The organism is Nitrospira sp. CMX1, assembly GCF_054902215.1.
Window position 1 is genome coordinate 72,852 of record NZ_JBUBKD010000066.1, and the last position, 17,297, is coordinate 90,148.

Here is a 17,297-nt window from a genome sequence, read left to right on the forward strand (position 1 = left end):
TTAAAATTCTTCCGAGAGATTCTGCGTGATGCATCCCCAATGATTCTTGTGCCATGAGATATTTGTTCAACAGAGAGAAGTCAGGTGACAGAGTGAAGCGATGGAGTGTATTTGCAGGCATCCTCATCGGGTGCCTTCCAGTTTTGGTTTTCGCACAAACCGGGTACGACGCAGATCATCGATCGCAAGCATCTGAGGATCAGTCGAAAGTGCTTGCCGACCGTGAGAAGTCGTCCAAGAGTTTTCTAGGACGATTTGGGGGAGCCTATCTCGAAGGGCTCAATGGGACAGGTGCATCACAGTCAGTTGGTCCAGAACCGATGCGCCGGCTGCCGTCAGCACCGTTTGCCTCCCCACCGTTTCCTATGTCCGAACATGTCGGCCCAGCAATTGGTATTCCAGACTCGACTCCCAACAATTTGCCGCTGATGAACGCATTATCAGATACGGATATCGGACAGGTCCTCAGAGGGTCGAGGGTGAATATCTATGGATGGATTGTTCCATCGTTCAATGCCAGCACTTCTCGCAATACAAACATCCCGTTAACCTACCCGATTGTTCCAAATAGTGCTCAGCTCTCTCAAGCGGTGTTCATCATTGAGCGCGGCCTCGATACGTCGCAAACGAGCCATGTCGATTGGGGATTTCGCGTCACCCATTTATACGGCACGGATTATCGCTATACCGCGGCCAAAGGCGTGCTCGGACATCAGTTACTCGACCGCAATCAGCTTTACGCCTATGACCCGATGGAGTTTTATGGACAAGCATACTTCCCCGGAGTTGCAGAGGGAATGGTTGTGAAAATCGGTCGGTTTATGTCGCCGGCCGACATCGAAGCTCAGTTAGCACCGAACAACTATCTTGTTACCCATTCGGTCATGTTCACCTATGATCCATTTACCTTCATGGGTGTTCTGGCAACGATCAGGCTTAATTCTCAGTGGACGGTTGATGTTGGTGTCCACGGAGGAAACGATATGGCTGTGTGGTCCAATTCGGCCCAACCGAATGGCCATTTCATGGTCAAGTGGCTTTCCCGAAATAACAAGGACGCCATCTGGCTTGGCGCGAATTCAGTGGGAAGAGGGAAGTACACGAATGGACACGACAATCTGCAACACATGGTCGGCGTATGGTCGCATCGCTTCAATGACACGTTCCATATGATGTCGGAAGCGTATTATGCCTACCAATTTGATGCCGCTAAGGGAGGGACGTGCATCTTTGGCCCCACGAAGTCGTTCGCACCAGGTGGAGGCTGCGGCCCAACGATCCCCGGTCTCTCTGACTCCATCGGTGCCGTGAACTATTTCCAGATCAAAATTTCTTCCAAGGATTATTTGACGATTCGTAACGATGTGCTCGCTGATCTGAAGGGGCAACGGAGCGGTTTCAAAACGGTCTATTCAAGTCATACGGTAGGCTGGTCTCATTGGCTATCCAATGAACTCATTGTGAGACCGGAAATACGGTACGATCATGGGTGGAGTTCAGCAACGCCTTACGATAACGGTACCAGCAAAGATCAGTTTGCATTTCTCACTGACATTATCATCAAGTACTAAGCACGAGCGGTATGTTTGAGCGAGCGATGACAGTATCGCTACCTACGGCTTGGGCTTATTGAGGCTCTGCAACTGATCAGTGATGCGTTTACCGAGTGCTTGGATGGCTTGCTGCTTCGCTTCTTGGAGTGCCGTGGCGTCCTCGACGAAGGCTGCTGCCCCCACCGTCTTCGATCGTGCTTCCACTGTCAGGATAGGAGCGTGCCAGTCGGAGCGTACGGCCCACAGGCTTCCCGTGGCTATCGCGAGCGTGTCACTTTCGGTGCCGGGGGCGAGATAGGCGCCGATAACGGTCGGGTACAACCAAGCGAGGCGATTGTTGTACCGATCGACGGCCGCGACGCCATCGATGATCAAGACCATATCAGCTCCAAACCGAGCCCCCGCCTGTCGGATCCCCTTGATATTGTCGCCTCGCAATGTGATATCCACCAACACGAACGTATCTGTGAGAAGCTGTTCATCTCGTAGCGGTGCTAGTTCGAGGAGGAGCTGATCCCGATCTGCGCTCAGCCACTCGACCTTCCTGATGGATGGTGTGTCGGGAACATCATGTTTGACAAAGAAGACTCCAAGGCGAAACGGCGGGGAGGGGCGAGCGCTCTCATGTGAGACTGATTGGTTTTCTGGGGTTGAGAGAGAATCGAGATGAAGGGCTTCGCGCATCGCAGCCTGATCGAACCCTCGACTGGCCGCACAGCCAGCCAACCCTGCCACTATCAGCGCGAGGACAATTCTAAAGGAATACTGGGTTACCTTTCTGGAGAGCCGTCGCATCGCATTCCACCTGTTAGAATCCGCTTCCCCCGCCGCCGCCAAAGCCTCCTCCCGACGATCCGCCGGAAGACCTGCCACTGTTGAAGCCGGATCCTCCAGAGCTTCGTGGTGCAGAGGTCATGACCGCTCCGGTTGCGGTTGACATCTGCGAGAGATTATCGACAAAGCGGCTAGGGCGAAAGTCTTTGAGATGTCTTCCTTGATACCAGGTGGGCGGTTGCGTGTAAATGCCCTCAAAGGCTCGGACCCAATTGTGCTCGACGCCCAATGCCATCGCGAAGGGCAGGAATTTCTCGAACATCTGGGAAGTCTTCATGACTCGTTCAAAGCGATCGGACTCAACCCGGGTCAAGAATTCTTCGAAGCCAAGTATTTGCTCCAACACTCGCGTGCCACGAATCGTTCTCACGGGCATGAACCATCCGAATCCCATGATGATCGCACTGGAGAGCAGTCCCGCTGCGAGACCAGTCTGGAGTGCCAGACCATAGTTTTCCTGTAGGAATACTGCTCCGTAGAGTGACGCGATAGCGGCTGCGATACCGATGGCTATATAGATGTACCTGACGCGATCTGGTCGACTCGCATAGTATCCCTTCTTCAGAAGTTGGTCGAAGAGAGATGATTTGATCCCATCAAGATAGGTGTAGAAGCGATTCTTCAGATCGGAGATGGCAACAACTGTCACGTTGCCGTTCGAAAAGATTCCGTTCATGATTGTCCGTTCATGCGGCTTGAGCTCTGTCCACTCCTTGGCGGACTTCACTTGATGCAGGTAGAACCCTGTGCTCGACCAGAGGCCGAGGAGCTGGGGCTCCTGTCGTTCCTCAATGCGGACAAATCCACGAACGGCGAGGTCCACCACGGTTGCCGTGATATCGCGAAGATCCGGCGAGTTGTCGATAAGAGTCCCGATCTCAGCGGGTGTCAGTTGTCCCGGAGGTTCATAGGCGACCGTAATGGGACGTAGATGTGGATCACGGCCGCGCAGGTACCATAGGCGCCACATCAGGCCAAAGACGCCGATCGGGAGAGCCAGCGGCCAGTTGGATCGCAGAAATAAGCTTGTCAATTTCAGCGAACTTGGCTCGATGACGAGTCCTTTATCCCAGCCGACTACAGCAGTGAGCCCCTCACGAAAGCCGAGTGGCCGTGTCATCTGATAACGAATTTCAGGGCCGGTAATACCTACGTCCGCCTGTTGTTCACGTGCTCCGTAGGCACCGCTGAACGCGAGAGCCTTGACACCCGTCGCTCCAGCAGGCAGAAGAATTCGTGCCTCCGCTGATTCGATCGGTACGTCCCATTCGTCGCCCGTCACGTTCCAGTACAGTTCGTCGTGCTCTTCAAAGTATTTCAGCCCATTGGACACTCTGTAGGTCAGAATCAGCGTCTTGGTGGTGTCCTGAGCACTCGGCAGCCAGACCTTGAAGACTTGATAGTGCCGATCGCGAGAACTCTCATACTTCAGTGGGACGTGGTGTTCGTCCGTGGCACTGACGAGATTCAACCATAAGGTGTAATTGAATCCTTGCGGGGTTCGATATTCGACTGGAATATCACGTTTCAATCCGTTCCACGAGCCTGTAAATCGAGGTCGGATAGTCTCGGTGACGATTAGGTCCCCATTCGTGAGGACCTGAATCTCGGCGTGGAACTGTTCGATGACCATCGTCCGGCCCTGTGCGGGAGGACTGACGACCAGGACGACACTAACCACGAGGCATAGGGTGAGGAGTAGAGGGAAAAAACCGGATCTGAGGATGGATGGGGTGCGCCTTGTCACGGGGCCAATCAGCGTGTCTGCTCGAAGCTGATTTTCGGCACGCCTCGTTCTGCAACATCGACGAGCTCAAAGAATTCGCGCGTTTTAAAGCTGAAGAGATTCGCGATCATGTTGGAGGGGAATTCCTGGATCTTGGTGTTCAGGTCTCGGACCACGGCGTTGTAGTAGCGACGAGCATTCTGCAGGGCTTCTTCGATTTGGTTTAGTGAAGCCTGTAGTTGCGTGAAGCTCTCGATCGCGCGTAGTTGCGGATAGGCTTCAGCTACGGCAAACAGGGATTTCAAGGATTGCGCCAATATGCCTTCTGCTTCCGCCTTTGCGGAGGGAGTTGTTGCTGATATTGCGCGATTGCGGGCCGAGATCACGGCGTCTAGGGTCTGTTTCTCATGGCTCGCATAGCCTTTCACCGTTTCGACCAGATTGGGAATGAGATCATGCCGCCGTTTGAGTTGCACATCGATGTCTGCCCAGGCATTCTCAGACTGAACCTTCAACCGCACCAGGCTGTTGTAGATGCCGATGACAAGCAGTACGCACACTGCCAGGACGATCAAGGGAATCCATGTCATGGGCGCTCCATTGCACGAGTATTCAGAAGTCGGGAACTTGGGGAACTATATCGTTGGGTCGGGGAGCTGTAAAGAAAAGCGAGGATAACCGACACCAGGAAGGAACTATTCGACGATGGGGAGAATGCGGTCCGCTACTGCCTGTACGACCGTCTCTTCGTCGGTCGCCGTTTTCGGACCCTTGAAACTCAGAATCGTTCCTCCGTGACTGGGTGCCTGAATCGTGGCACTGACCTCAACTCGATCACCGTCTTCGACCGCTGGGTCGCGGACGACTGGTTTGCCACAGATTCCCAAGACGGCCACAGACAGGGTTGTCTCGTCCTCTTCCAGACGGAAAAGGTACGCGCCATAACAGAAATCCCCATTCGCTAGGGTATATGGGGCTAGTGACTGCACGTCTCGTACAATGCCTCGCATGGTCACATGCCGAAGATGGTAGGTTTTCGGCTCTTCCAGAATCTGTTGGATGCTAGTGGGTTCCTCAGCCCAGACCAAGGTTGAGGACATGATCGAGGCGGAGAGTGTGAGGCAGAAAAGGTGGTGAGTTGCACGACGAATCATGAGCAGAGACTGATTGGATTGGGTGTCATCCTATCATGTTCTTGATGTGGAACCCGCAGCAGCTTTCTCTTAAATGCTCGCCTCGTTATAATCCCAGCCTCATTGAGCCAAGGAGGGCGACGAGTATGGGACATGAGCAACGACTGCGGACCTTTATCGCAGAGACGCGGCCGAAGTTTGAGAATCTCTTGGGACAGATGGTGGAAGTGCCGTCGATCAGTATGGATTCATCTCGTACGGGGGACATGCGGCGCATGGCCGAGCTTGCGAAGCAATATCTGGGCAGTTTGGGGGCCAATCCACACATTGTCGAGACCGGTGGATATCCCATTGTTTCAGGTGGCTGGACCGTAGGGGCTGAGTATCCCACCGTCACGATCTACAATCACTTGGATGTACAGCCTGCGCAAGAGCCCGAGTGGAGACAAGCGCCATTCGCATTTCGGAACGATCATGGGATCTATCATGGACGGGGGGCTACGGATGACAAAGGGCCGGCCCTTACGGCGTTGTTCGGTGCCAGGTATGCGATCGAACAAGGGGTGCCGATCAATATCCGTTTCTTGTGGGAGCTTGAGGAAGAGATTGGCAGCCCCAATTTCCGGGCGGGTCTCAAGGATCGTATCGCGGTTCCAAGGCCGGATTCAGTCATTGTGTCTGATACGATTTGGATCGCCAAAGGGCGGCCTGCGGTTCCCTATGGCCTACGTGGTCTGCTCGGGGCACGTCTGGTCTTACGCACTGGAGAGAGAGATGCGCATTCCGGTGTCACTGGAGGAGCGGCTCGTAACCCACTGGCTGAGTTGATTGAGGTCGCACAGGCTTGTGTTGAGGCAAAAACCGGGAGGGTGAAGATTCCTGGCTTCTATGATGACGTGGTTGAACCTACGAAGGCGGAGATCAAGAGTTTCCTGAAGTCGGGGTTTCGAGTCAAGGGTTTCAAAGAAGCCTATGGGTTCCGGTCGCTAAGAGTCCAGGATCCTGCCGATGTCCTGCGTCGGATTTGGGCCTCGCCAACGTTCGAAATTCATGGTTTGAGCGGTGGCTACCATGGACAGGGTGTCAAGACCGTCGTGCCTGGCCATGCCGAGCTGAAAGTCAGCATGCGGCTGGTTCCCAACCAGGTGCCGGAACGTGTCTTTACCCTCTTAAAAAAACACGTCGCCAAGATCAATTCGACCATCAAGGTGGAGCGAGAGGGGATGCTCCATCCATTTAAGGGGAACTTTGCCGGCCCCTATGTAGATTGTGTGAAGCGAGCCATGCAGGCGGGATTTGGAAAAGGGCCAGCCTTCGTGCGAGAGGGAGGATCAATCGGGGCGGTCGTCACGATGCAGAATATGTGGAAGGTTCCAATCCTGTTCATGGGGCTCAGCCTGCCGGAACATGGCTATCACGCTCCCAATGAATATTTTGATTGGGGACAAGCTTCTGGTGGAATAAAGGCATTTGCTTGCTATTTTGAAGAGTTAGCACGAATGAGAAAGAGGTAAGGTTAAGATATAGCTCTAATTGTGTAGGTTGCTAGTGGTACCCACAAGAATCAGTTTTGAACACGGTTTCACAAAAATTGGTTGGCTGTGTCGTTTCTGCTGCAATGGTGGGCTTCAATTTCTCGGTTTTCATAATTTTGGTCGTCTAACTTGTTGAAAGTGAGAGCGAGGCAAGAAAATCCTCTCCTGTGGGTGGGCATAGAAGTTGCTGGTTTAGTGAAAGCGGTCAGTATGGAGTATGGTTGATTGTATAAGGACTGGTTGGGTATCCTGACCAGCCTATGGGTAGTGAATCAGCTCATACTATTGTTGTCGTCATGGTGAGCGTGGCGAACCAAGAGGAAGCGGAAAAAATTGCCGATCTGACGGTCCGGTCTCGGCTGGTGGCTTGTGCGTCAGCCATTCCCACAGTCCGGTCAACCTACTGGTGGGAAGGAAAGATCGTGAACGACCAAGAAGCGCTTATCATAATGAAAACAACCTCCGATAAAGTCATACCTCTTCAAGAGGCGATTCGAACGGTTCACTCGTATAAGGTTCCAGAAATTATAGCGATTTCGGTCGAACAAGGATTTCAGCCGTATCTTGACTGGGTTCGGAGCGAAGTGTCTTAGCTTATGGTGGTGGTTGAGAGGGTCTCAAAGGGACACCAGCTCTTAGGGGGGTTGACCGGGAGAAAGAGAAGTCGGTAACGTGACGGTCTCCACCGGGTAAACCTACTGGGATCAATTGGCAGGGGGGCGATTATTATGGCTCAGGCAACGAATCAAGACGGTGGGACCTATACGGTCGTAGTCTTTCGAGGGTCCACGGCAAAGCCGCTGCGTTTCAGTTTTTCCAAGAAGCTTCTCCGGACGCTGCTAACCTGTGTTGGTATTCTTGTTGTTGCCGATCTGCTCGTCGTTTCCCACTATGTCGTGAGAACGGGAGAGGTATGGGAACTCTCGGCCTTCCGCTCTGAAGCCATGAGCGCGCGGGAGCAGACTGCGGCGTTCACGACAGCCATTGATGATCTCAAGAAGCGAATTGGGGCCATGAATGAGGTCAATCAACGGCTTCGGGTCATGCTGGGGATAGAAGTTCCGAAATCAGGCGATATGGTGAATGGCCGAGGTGGTGAGGAAGTTCCCCTTCTTGAAGGAGGGACCATGCCCAGCCTCAGCGGGAATGTAAATGTGGGGCCAGCAAGTTCGGGAAGTTCAAAGGATGGAGGAGAGGGGGGATCCAACCAACATTCGGCTGCAAATGTTGATGAATCCAAAAACCATCTTGAAGCGGTTGCTGCAGTGAAGGATGGCCTGGAATGGCTCTCAAAGGCAACCACGGCCCAGGAACGCATCTTGTCAGAGCTATCGGAGGCTGCGGAGCAACGGTCCTCACGATGGGCCTCGACCCCTTCTATCTGGCCGGTGAAGGGGTGGGTGACATCGGGTTTTGGCCCTCGGGTTTCTCCCTTCACGGAGAAGCCGGCCTGGCATGATGGGTTGGATATCGGGGCGGCTCCTAATACTCCGGTTCGTGCACCGGCACAGGGGCGGGTGACTTCAGTAGGGTATGACCCGAAGCTTGGGAACATGGTCCGCCTTGATCATGGGTCCGGGGTTGAAACGCTTTATGGGCATTTGGCCAAGGCCTTGGTGAAAGAAGGTCAGCGAGTCGATCGCGGCGATGTCATCGCGTTGGTCGGTAGTTCAGGGCTGTCGACGGGTCCTCACCTGCACTATATGGTCAAACTGAATGGCCAGGCGCTTGACCCAACCAAATACATTTTAGAATGATGATGGGTTTAGAGCTAAGGGAGCCTCTCCTGCCCCTGTGTGATCGAGTCTAGCCAGGGTGAGCGCCTCTTGACCGACCTGGAAATCGCGCAATCTGTGACCCCTCGCTCCATTCTCGACATCGGAGCCCAATTGGGGATCCATGCCGAAGAACTGACCTGCTATGGACGGGATAAGGCCAAAGTCTCGCCGGAGATTTTGACCCGTCTCAACACCGCATCCAAAGGACACTACGTCCTCGTCACGGCGATTAATCCTACGCCTTTAGGTGAGGGGAAAACGACGACATCCATCGGTCTCGCCATGGGGCTTGCTCGGCTCGGGCATCGCGCTGCTCTTACGTTGCGGCAACCTTCGCTCGGTCCAGTATTTGGCGTGAAGGGAGGTGGCACCGGTGGCGGGCGTGCCCAAGTCATTCCGATGGAAGAGATCAATCTTCACCTGACCGGGGATGCTCATGCGGTGGCCGCCAGTCATAATCTGCTCTCGGCGTTCGTGGATAATCATCTGTTCCATGGAAACCGGCTTTCGATTGATCCACAAAAGACCACCTGGCCCCGAACGTTGAATGTCAATGATCGGGCCCTTCGGGAAATTGTCCTGGGAGAGGGAGCGGGCGGACGCCACGGCCAATTCGTCATTACCGAGGCATCGGAGATCATGGCGGTCTTGGCGTTGGCAAAGGATCAGCGGGATCTCCGGGATCGTCTCCGTCGTATCGTCGTTGGGCTGACGACGTCCGGAAAGTCGGTCAGGGCTGAAGAGCTGGGGTGCGTGGGGGCCATGGAGGTTCTTCTGAAGGACGCATTGAAGCCGAATTTAGTCCAAACTTTGGAAGGAACCCCGACTTTCGTGCACACAGGTCCCTTCGGGAATATTGCCCATGGTAACTGTTCGATCATCTCCGACGCGATTGCGTTGAGGTGTGCTGATTTCGTCGTCACGGAAGCGGGCTTTGGGAGTGATCTCGGGGCGGAAAAGTTTTTTAACATCAAGTGCCGGGTTTCAGGGGATGCACCGGCTGTGGCCGTGGTCGTTGCTACGCTGCGGGCGTTGAAACTGCATGGTGGGGGAGGTGTGGCAAAAGCAGGTGCACCGTTGCCCACAAGCCTGACGGGGCCGAATCAGGAAGCCCTCTCAAAGGGAATCGCCAATCTGCAACAACACGTGGCCAATGTACGGGCACATGGGGTGCCAGTGGTTGTTGCGGTGAATGCGTTCAAGGACGATCCGCGGTCCGAACTGGACTGGGTGCGTGAACAGTCGATGGAGATGGGAGCGGTAGATGCCGCGGTCTCAACCCATTGGGCGGATGGAGGCAAGGGGGCGGAACAGCTGGCAGCAGCTGTGGCCAAAGCAGTCCAAACCCCCGGTCAGTTCAAACATCTCTACGATGTGTCTTGGCCGATCAAGAAAAAGATCGAAGCCATCGCCATGAACATGTACGGAGCAGCAGGAGTTCAATTCGAGCCAGAGGCTGAACGCCAAATAGATACGGCAGAAGTATTAGGGTATGGCAACATGCCGGTGTGTATGGCCAAGACCCCGCTCTCACTCTCCCACGACTCGGCTCTCAAGGGGAGACCAATAGGGTTCATCGTCCCGATCAAAGAACTCCGAATCCTAGCTGGGGCTGGATTTGTAACCGCGGTTTGCTCGGGGATCCAGTTGATGCCAGGGTTACCGAAGAAACCGGCCGGTGAGCGCATCAGCCTTGATGAGACCAGTGGAAAAATTATAGGGCTGTCATAGCAGGATGTTGAAAAGGTCTCCAGCTTTGTTCTCGGCATCGCTCGGTGGCCAATGTACCGAAGCATCCGCCTCACCACTTTTCTCGCTTAGGCCTTGCAGGACGGCCTTTTTGAACATCCTGCAGGTGTTATGTCTGTTACAAGTCAGCGCTGCTTCAGATATCGGAAGAATTCTGAATCCGGACTCATCACCAGCGTTGAACCATCCTTGAACGCGCTCTTATAGGCTTCCATTGAACGCGTAAACTCGAAGAACTTCAGGTCCTGTCGGTAGGCGTCGGCGTAGACTCGAAACGCTTTGGCGTCGCCGGCTCCACGAAGTTCTTCCGACTCTTTATAAGCTTGGGCGAGGATAATTTCACGGTCTTTTTCCGCTTCTGATCGAATCTTCTGTGCTTCCTCCGCGCCTTCGGCTCGATATTGTTTGGCTTGGCGCTCCCGTTCCGCTTGCATGCGCGCGAAGACGGCCTTCTCGTTCTGTTCCGGCAAATCGGCTCGCTTGATCCGCACATCCTGAATGTCGATGCCGTACGCTGCGGCCTTTTCTTTTGCACGTTCGGTGACGACTTTCATGATATCGGCTCGTGTACTCGACACAATCTCCAGCAGTTCGTGCCGGCCGACCTCGACGCGCAACTCAGAATAGATGATGTCGTGCAACCGTTGCAGGGCACCGCGCTGGCTTTGGAATGCTTGATAGACTTTCAGGGGATCCGTGATCCGCCACTTCGCGAAGTTATCGAGGAGCAAGGTCTTCTTGTCCGAAGTAATAACGTCCTGGGCGTTTGAGTCATAATCCAACAGCCGTTTGTCGAAGTAGGTGACCTCTTGGACGAAGGGGACCTTCATGTAGAGCCCCGGTTCGGTGATGTTTCGAACGGGTTTCCCGAGTTGGACGACAATTGCGGTCTGGATGACGTCAACAACGAAGAGCGGAGAGGCTCCGAGGACGAATAATGCGATAATCACGGCCAGAAGTGTCAGCACCAACCCCTGCTTGGTCATGGCCGAGACCCTCTGGATTTTAGTGTGGGAGATGGTTCTGCCCGGGATTCCTCGCCCTCAAGCTGTGAGCTGGCCTTAGTTCCGCTCACGGATGTCGGCTTTGAACGGCGATCCAGCGGAAGGTACGGGAGCAAGCGCTCGCCCCCTTTCCCATCAATGATGATCTTTTCCATATTGGGGAGGATTTCCTCCATTGTTTCTATATAGATTCGCTTACTGATGACATCTTTCGATTGGTTGTACTCTTTTAACGTGGCCAGAAAGCGATTGGCCTCACCTTGTGCGCGATTCATGCGGGCTTGGGCAAATCCTTTGGCGCGGTTGACGAGTTCTGCGGCTTCACCTTTTGCCTTCGGGATGATGTCGTTGCGATATCCTTGAGCTTGATTGATGAGTTTTTCCCGGTCTTCCTTGGCGTTCGTCACGTCTTTGAACGCGGCTGCAACTGCTTCCGGTGGATCGACGTCTTGCAGCTGTACGGCGGCAATCTGCACACCGGAGTGGTACTGATCCAGAATCGTTTGCAGTAACGTCATCGTACCCTGCTGAATCTCGGCCTTGCCTGTGGTCAAGGCTTCGTCGATCTTACTCTTGCCAACTACTTCCCGCATGGAGGCTTCCGCTGCCTTGCCGATGGTCTCATGGATATCCGCGACGTTGAACAGGAACTCGCCGGCTTCTTTGATCTTATATTGCACGATAAACTCGATCGCTAAGATGTTCATATCACCGGTCAACATCAAGGCTTCTTGCGGCACCATTTGTTGGCGACCCTGTTGACTGGTGCGGAAGCCGACCTCGACACGATAGAGTTTGGCGACCTTTGGCTGGAGGACGGTTTCAGCGAAGGGAATCTTGAAGTGGGGACCTGGCTCGACGGTTCGAACCGGTACACCAAATCGCTTAACGACACCTTCTTCATCCGGCGCGACGATAAACACTGCTTGCCAGATGAACAAGATCACCACCGCAGCAATGACAAGATTCAAGACTCCGCCGGAAGGTAAGAGGCTTTTGAGCCCACCCGGGGGGATGAGATCTTTGAGCTGAGACTGTGCCTGCTTCAGCGCGTCTTCAAGCGGATCAGGCTTCTTGCCCCACGGATCTTTTGGGTCCCAGACCATTCAGCGATGTCCGAATACAATTGGTGATGAAACAACAGCGCTGCACCATACCAGAGTGTAGCCGGGAGTGACAAGATCCAGATAGATCTGCAAGCCGGAGAATAGAGATGGAGTGATGTGATCGATTCCAGAGGCATGCATGCTCAAACTCATTTCAAATGGCTGTAAGGCTCATCGCTGTCCCGCTATCCCCGCATACCGTCGACATAGGCAGCGGTCAGTGGGTCTTGGGATCCTCAAAATCTTCTTGACCCGCTCTCAACGAGTTGATCCACTCCGCTTTGTACTACAAATAAGGCGGTGTAGTCCGGCGATGTGTCGAGCTTAGCAGGGTGTGCGTCGCGATTCAGATGGGTTGACACGCGTGCAGGCTGACGATGAGATCCTCAAGTACGTCGATGATAATTCTCACTCCTTCTTGAAAGAGGGCCCCCCCTCATGAACGAGAGCACGAATACCGACCATCAGGGAACACAATCGATGCAGTGGTGCGCGATAGGGGGTTCAACTACGGGACGGGAGCAGCCTTGTTATGGCTGGCCCTTCAAATCCGAGTGGGGCACCTCTCGCTGTAATTGCTCGACCTGCTTTTGTAACTGCTCCATCCGTTTATTCTGTTCATCGAGCCGATCTTTCAGCTCCTGATTCGTGCCGGAGAGTTCCCGCATTTGACGATGCAACTCCTTCGGCGAGGTACTACCCTGAAGAGGCTCTGGTGATGTTGCGGTGTGTAGAGAAACTGGTGAGTCTGTTCTCCCTTGCTTCGGACGTACAGACGAAGTCGTTCCCTTTTGATCTGACAACTCTTTCACGAAGAGCGAGATGTGAACCCTGTCGAAGGGCGCCCATCGAGGTTCCTCGATGGGCGGCACGGTTGCTGCTTGATCGCTCCCCACGATTCCTAACTGCATACCCTTGGTATCACGGATATCTTTATAATCCCCTCCCCCGGTATCGGTGCGAATGATCGAAGAATGGTCGTTCACAACCACGTGGAGATAAGGCCCGCGAAAAAACAAGGATCCGACTGTTCGCTCTTCGCTATACGTCACGTCCGGTTTCGGCAATGAGAAGGACACTCGTTCATCGGGCTTGGCTTCTCGTAACGCGTTGGCCAGATATTTGGAGATCGTCGATAACTCCTGATGAGTAAAAAGGGGGACCGGTTGCGGTTTCGTTATCAAACCCGAAAGAGTACCACTGTATCCGATGAGCTGAATGGGCCGAAGAAGCGATTCAATCTCATGCGGCGTCAGGTCCAGGGGATGATTATTTAAAACAAGCTGATGTGAACGGGCGACCGTCGGATCGCCTTCCAGGCCGATGTGAATGCCGGCTTGGTTGTACACCACCCGATCACTGCTCAAGAAACTACAACCAGTTAGGTCGCCGATAACTGTGATTAGCAACAATAGGCTGAAGGTGATCGAAGTCAAAACAGGGTGCACTATGACAGGTTGTCCGTCTTTGAGTGTTGTATGCATGATCACGAGCCCGCCATTGAGCGGAATACCCATGGACTGTTTGCACATGTGGCCTCCCCAAGTGTTGCGCCTCGCCTTTCGCGGCGCGGATCGCCTGCCGATTTCTTGCTCACCTGAAGTCTCACGACGGATATCCTGAGTCTATTCAGTTCAAGGCTCGCGGGAAAATTCTCGACACTCACGACGGTTGCAGGTCCAGCCTACGGACACCCTACTTCTAAGTGCCCGTTTGCAGGGATACCGTCTCGATCGTTCTCATGCCCCTGAGCCATAGATAGTTCGCCCGAAGTCCATCCTCTTATCCTGTGCCGTTCCAGTATACAGCCTGAAACATCTCATGAGCCAAACGAACTAGAGCACACTACATGAATCGAACCTGCCACTGGAAGAAAAATGCGTTTTGGGCAAAGGGGTCCGTCGCGGCATTGAGCGCGATGCCGGGCCCCAATCCTGAATGGTGCCGAAACTCATAGTTGAACTGCACCTTGGACTGCATTTTGGGGGGGAAGTTTTCAAAATAGTAGGTCAAGCCAGCGATGTGCCTGGTGTAGAGGTCGTTCGATAACCTGGTATTAGGATCGAACTCCTCATACATGTAGACCGGCTCAAAGTTCTCAAGTGGTCCTTCCGTGAAGAGATACTTCGCCAGGACATACCATGTGCGTCGCTGGGCACCCGGCGCACCGGATCCGCCGCACGTATCAAGGCAGGCTCCGTTGGCCGCTGTCCCTACCGTGGTTGCATTCGAACCGTCATGGCCTTGCCAGTATTCGCCATACATCATGAATCCAGGCAAAAATTTCGGATTGTAGCGAAAATCTATGCCATACCGGTCAAAGTGGCCCTTGCCACGCCCATTGATGAAGGTCCCCGCGTTGTTTGACGTCCCCTGGATCATGGTGAAGCTGATGAACGACACGTCGTCTCCAAACAGCCGGATACGGGTGTACACCGCTTTCGGCTGATTGGCTCCGCCGACCCCCGATGTGTTGCTGACGATCCCGTTGGCCTGAAAGTTATTGTTATTCATGATCCCGACCACGTATTCGAGGCCATTGAGAACTTTCCCGCTTAAAACCTTCCCGCGTACATCGACAAAGTAATCGCGCTCCTGAAGAAATTCTATGGCGCCGCCCGTGCCGTTTCTATTCTGCCCCGGTCCACCGCCGCCGCCAACACCGTTCAGATAGGGAGAACTAATGATATCCCTGAGGCCTCCGGACGTTTCCGTGAAGATGCCGAACGGCATCCGGAAGATCCCCATCCTGATCATGTTCAGGTTCGGCGCCCACGATTGAATCGGGCGCACGTCGATGTAGGCTTCTCGAAAGAAGGTGCCCACAGACGTTGTGGAGGCGCCAGTCAGAGGTGTGTTGCTCGTACTACCGCTGCTTTGGAATTCCATCAGCATGTGCCATCGGGGAAGGTAGTCGCTGAGCTTTCCCCAGAACAACACCTCCGCGCGGCGAACAGAGAAACTATCCTGACTTCTTCCTTCAGGAACCTGTGCATTGACGTGTCCATACAGAAATTGGAGCGCGTTCAGACCGAAATTGACCTTGTCCCGCAAAATCGGAAGCCCTTCTGCTTTACTCTTCCAGTCCTCCAAATTGTCCAACCGTCGTGTTTGTTCAGCGGCTTGATACTCCTGTTCCGCACGAATCCTGAGCCAGTCATCCTTGGTAATGGTGCCCTTCTGAAGAAGCAGGTCTTCCAGCGAAATGGCGCCCTGTGTAGCCTGGCCAGCTGATGAAGGTCCTTGCTTTTCCGGTCCTGGTTCGACCTGTTGAGCGATTTGCATTGGAGCAGGCAACGGCATCTTATTAGATGAAAGCTCCTGGGCCAATATGGGTTGTTGGAATAACACGATGGTTGCGGCGGTCAATGTGCTGACAAGTATCATTCGGGCAGTATCCGCCGCCCTATACAATCCCCTCATGTAAACTCCTCCTGGGTAGAATTCTATTATTGTGTCGTAGCTCGAACGACGGCGTTCCTGCCGGATATTTTAGTGATTCATCAGCTGGGAGAGTACGGCAGGGCAATTATGCTGCTAGTCCTGTTCTCGGCTTGAACATGAGATAAGGGGAACAATCCAGCTCTCATCACGGTCTCTTCTCCCTCCTGACTCATAATGAAAGTCAAGAATTCCTGAACCGATTCAGGCAAGGACGTTTTCGGAGATTGGTCGAAATAGAGGTACAAGGCATGTCGAAGCGGATAGGTTTGATCGGCCACAGTCTCTCGAGTCGGCAGTACAAAGGGCATCCCATCCTTTTCCGCAACGGGGACGGTCCGCACGTTTGCTGTGTGCAAGCCAAGAGCACTGTACCCTATGCCCATAGGGTTATGATTGATGTTTAATGCAACAGAGGCGACTCCCGGATGTTCTTGAACACTCGATTTGAACTCGCCTCCGGCAAGTGCGTGCTCCAGAAACATTGCCCTGGCCTCTGACCGCCTGTCACGGCCATAAAGCCTAATCGGTGCCGCTTCCCAGTCTTCAGCCAATCCAAGGTGACCCCATTGCGAGATGTCGTTTTTGGCTCCGCGTTTTCGCGTCGACGAGAATATGGCATCGACCTGATCAAGTGTAAGCCCAGGGAGCGGATTATCCTTGTGCACATAGAGCGCGACGGCGTCGACGGCCACAGGCATAGCCATCGGTTCATAGCCATGTTGAGTGACGAATTCTTTTATTTCAGCATCGGAAAGCTGATGGGTGGCAGCAAGTAGTTGGAAGCTGGAAGACCTATCATCTATCATCATAATCTTGCCTGTTTTACGTAAAGGCGGCTGTAGAAACTCCGTAACAGCCTTAGAGGTTCCTTTCTTTATTTCAATGGTCACTTTCGGCTGAAATCTCTGAAAATCTGCACTGAGGCGAGTGAGCAGTGGAAACAGTGCTTCCGAGCTTTGAACTTTGAATGCGCCTGAGACGAGTCTCTTTGGACTGTAATGGGCCAGGGTCGAACTCGCGGTCACGGTAGCGAGGGGGTCGCTATGCTCGGCTGAAGACCGCTCAACAAAATAGAAAAGGTGAAAAGCAGAGAGCAGAGCACATTCAAGTGTAAATACTCTCAAAAATCGGTTCATCACTTGTTCCTCCCCCGATAGTAGGTAGATCGCTCCAGTAGTTCATATTGTCTTGCTTCAGGATTGCCGGATGGTAACGGCATTGTTACAGAACTGTTAATTTTCGCTTGCGTGCCTTGTGATAATGCTCTTTTGGAGTGAGATCAGTTTCCGTGTGGCTTAGCCGGACTTCAGATAACGAAGGGTATCCAATACAAGTAGTCCATAAGCGTATCCAGACTCTGTATAGTCTTCGACTGAAAAATCGTCGCTGGTGATGGTGTGTCGTCGGCCTACTACAAGCCTTGAGACGGCGATAT

General features: G+C 53.5%; 14 protein-coding genes. 5 read left to right on the plus strand and 9 right to left on the minus strand.

Going from position 1 to position 17,297, the window contains the following annotated elements; all coding sequences use genetic code 11:
- The first annotated feature begins 92 nt into the window (after positions 1-92).
- Positions 93-1,571: an outer membrane beta-barrel protein gene (locus ACYX34_RS16860; RefSeq protein ID WP_462077746.1), complete on the plus strand. Its 1,479-nt coding sequence runs from the start codon at positions 93-95 to the stop codon at positions 1,569-1,571.
- A gap of 42 nt (positions 1,572-1,613) precedes the next feature.
- Here the strand turns inward: ACYX34_RS16860 and ACYX34_RS16865 are convergent, their stop codons facing one another.
- The 4 genes from ACYX34_RS16865 to ACYX34_RS16880 all read right to left on the minus strand — a co-directional run bounded on the left by ACYX34_RS16865 (position 1,614) and on the right by ACYX34_RS16880 (position 5,267).
- Positions 1,614-2,348: a hypothetical protein gene (locus ACYX34_RS16865; protein WP_462077747.1), complete on the minus strand. Its 735-nt coding sequence runs from the start codon at positions 2,346-2,348 to the stop codon at positions 1,614-1,616.
- Between the two features lie 13 nt (positions 2,349-2,361).
- A complete protein-coding gene (locus ACYX34_RS16870) occupies positions 2,362-4,068 on the minus strand; it encodes a DUF2207 domain-containing protein (RefSeq protein WP_462077748.1) in 1,707 nt (568 codons plus the stop codon).
- A 74-nt stretch (positions 4,069-4,142) separates the two neighbouring features.
- Complete coding sequence (locus ACYX34_RS16875) at positions 4,143-4,703, minus strand: LemA family protein (RefSeq protein ID WP_462077749.1); 561 nt, start codon at positions 4,701-4,703, stop codon at positions 4,143-4,145.
- A 105-nt stretch (positions 4,704-4,808) separates the two neighbouring features.
- Positions 4,809-5,267: a ubiquitin family protein gene (locus ACYX34_RS16880; protein WP_462077750.1), complete on the minus strand. Its 459-nt coding sequence runs from the start codon at positions 5,265-5,267 to the stop codon at positions 4,809-4,811.
- 125 nt (positions 5,268-5,392) lie between these two features.
- Between ACYX34_RS16880 and ACYX34_RS16885 the strand changes: the two genes are divergently transcribed.
- The 4 genes from ACYX34_RS16885 to ACYX34_RS16900 all read left to right on the plus strand — a co-directional run bounded on the left by ACYX34_RS16885 (position 5,393) and on the right by ACYX34_RS16900 (position 10,290).
- On the plus strand, positions 5,393-6,760 hold the full coding sequence (locus ACYX34_RS16885) for a M20/M25/M40 family metallo-hydrolase (protein ID WP_462077751.1): 1,368 nt from the start codon (positions 5,393-5,395) through the stop codon (positions 6,758-6,760).
- Between the two features lie 281 nt (positions 6,761-7,041).
- Positions 7,042-7,374 carry a divalent-cation tolerance protein CutA gene (cutA, locus tag ACYX34_RS16890; RefSeq protein WP_462077752.1) on the plus strand — a complete coding sequence of 111 codons (333 nt, stop codon included), beginning with the start codon at positions 7,042-7,044 and terminating at the stop codon, positions 7,372-7,374.
- A 135-nt stretch (positions 7,375-7,509) separates the two neighbouring features.
- Positions 7,510-8,538, plus strand: a complete 1,029-nt coding sequence (locus ACYX34_RS16895) for a M23 family metallopeptidase (RefSeq protein WP_462077753.1) — start codon at positions 7,510-7,512, stop codon at positions 8,536-8,538.
- Positions 8,539-8,577: 39 nt separating this feature from the next.
- Complete coding sequence (locus ACYX34_RS16900) at positions 8,578-10,290, plus strand: formate--tetrahydrofolate ligase (protein WP_462077754.1); 1,713 nt, start codon at positions 8,578-8,580, stop codon at positions 10,288-10,290.
- Positions 10,291-10,433: 143 nt separating this feature from the next.
- Here ACYX34_RS16900 and hflC read toward each other — a convergent pair whose 3' ends face one another.
- The 5 genes from hflC to ACYX34_RS16925 form a co-directional block, all read right to left on the minus strand.
- Complete coding sequence (gene hflC, locus ACYX34_RS16905; protein WP_462077755.1) at positions 10,434-11,294, minus strand: protease modulator HflC; 861 nt, start codon at positions 11,292-11,294, stop codon at positions 10,434-10,436.
- The gene (gene hflK, locus ACYX34_RS16910) at positions 11,291-12,418 is read right to left on the minus strand and encodes an FtsH protease activity modulator HflK (protein ID WP_462077756.1); all 1,128 of its coding nucleotides are present in this window, start codon (positions 12,416-12,418) and stop codon (positions 11,291-11,293) included. The genes hflC and hflK overlap by 4 nt, the downstream gene beginning before the upstream one ends.
- A gap of 530 nt (positions 12,419-12,948) precedes the next feature.
- Entirely contained in the window at positions 12,949-13,950 is a 1,002-nt protein-coding gene (locus ACYX34_RS16915; protein WP_462077757.1) for a hypothetical protein, read from the minus strand.
- A 313-nt stretch (positions 13,951-14,263) separates the two neighbouring features.
- Positions 14,264-15,841 carry a hypothetical protein gene (locus ACYX34_RS16920; RefSeq protein WP_462077758.1) on the minus strand — a complete coding sequence of 526 codons (1,578 nt, stop codon included), beginning with the start codon at positions 15,839-15,841 and terminating at the stop codon, positions 14,264-14,266.
- Between the two features lie 80 nt (positions 15,842-15,921).
- Positions 15,922-16,998 carry a PstS family phosphate ABC transporter substrate-binding protein gene (locus tag ACYX34_RS16925; RefSeq protein WP_462077759.1) on the minus strand — a complete coding sequence of 359 codons (1,077 nt, stop codon included), beginning with the start codon at positions 16,996-16,998 and terminating at the stop codon, positions 15,922-15,924.
- Positions 16,999-17,297 lie beyond the last annotated feature (299 nt).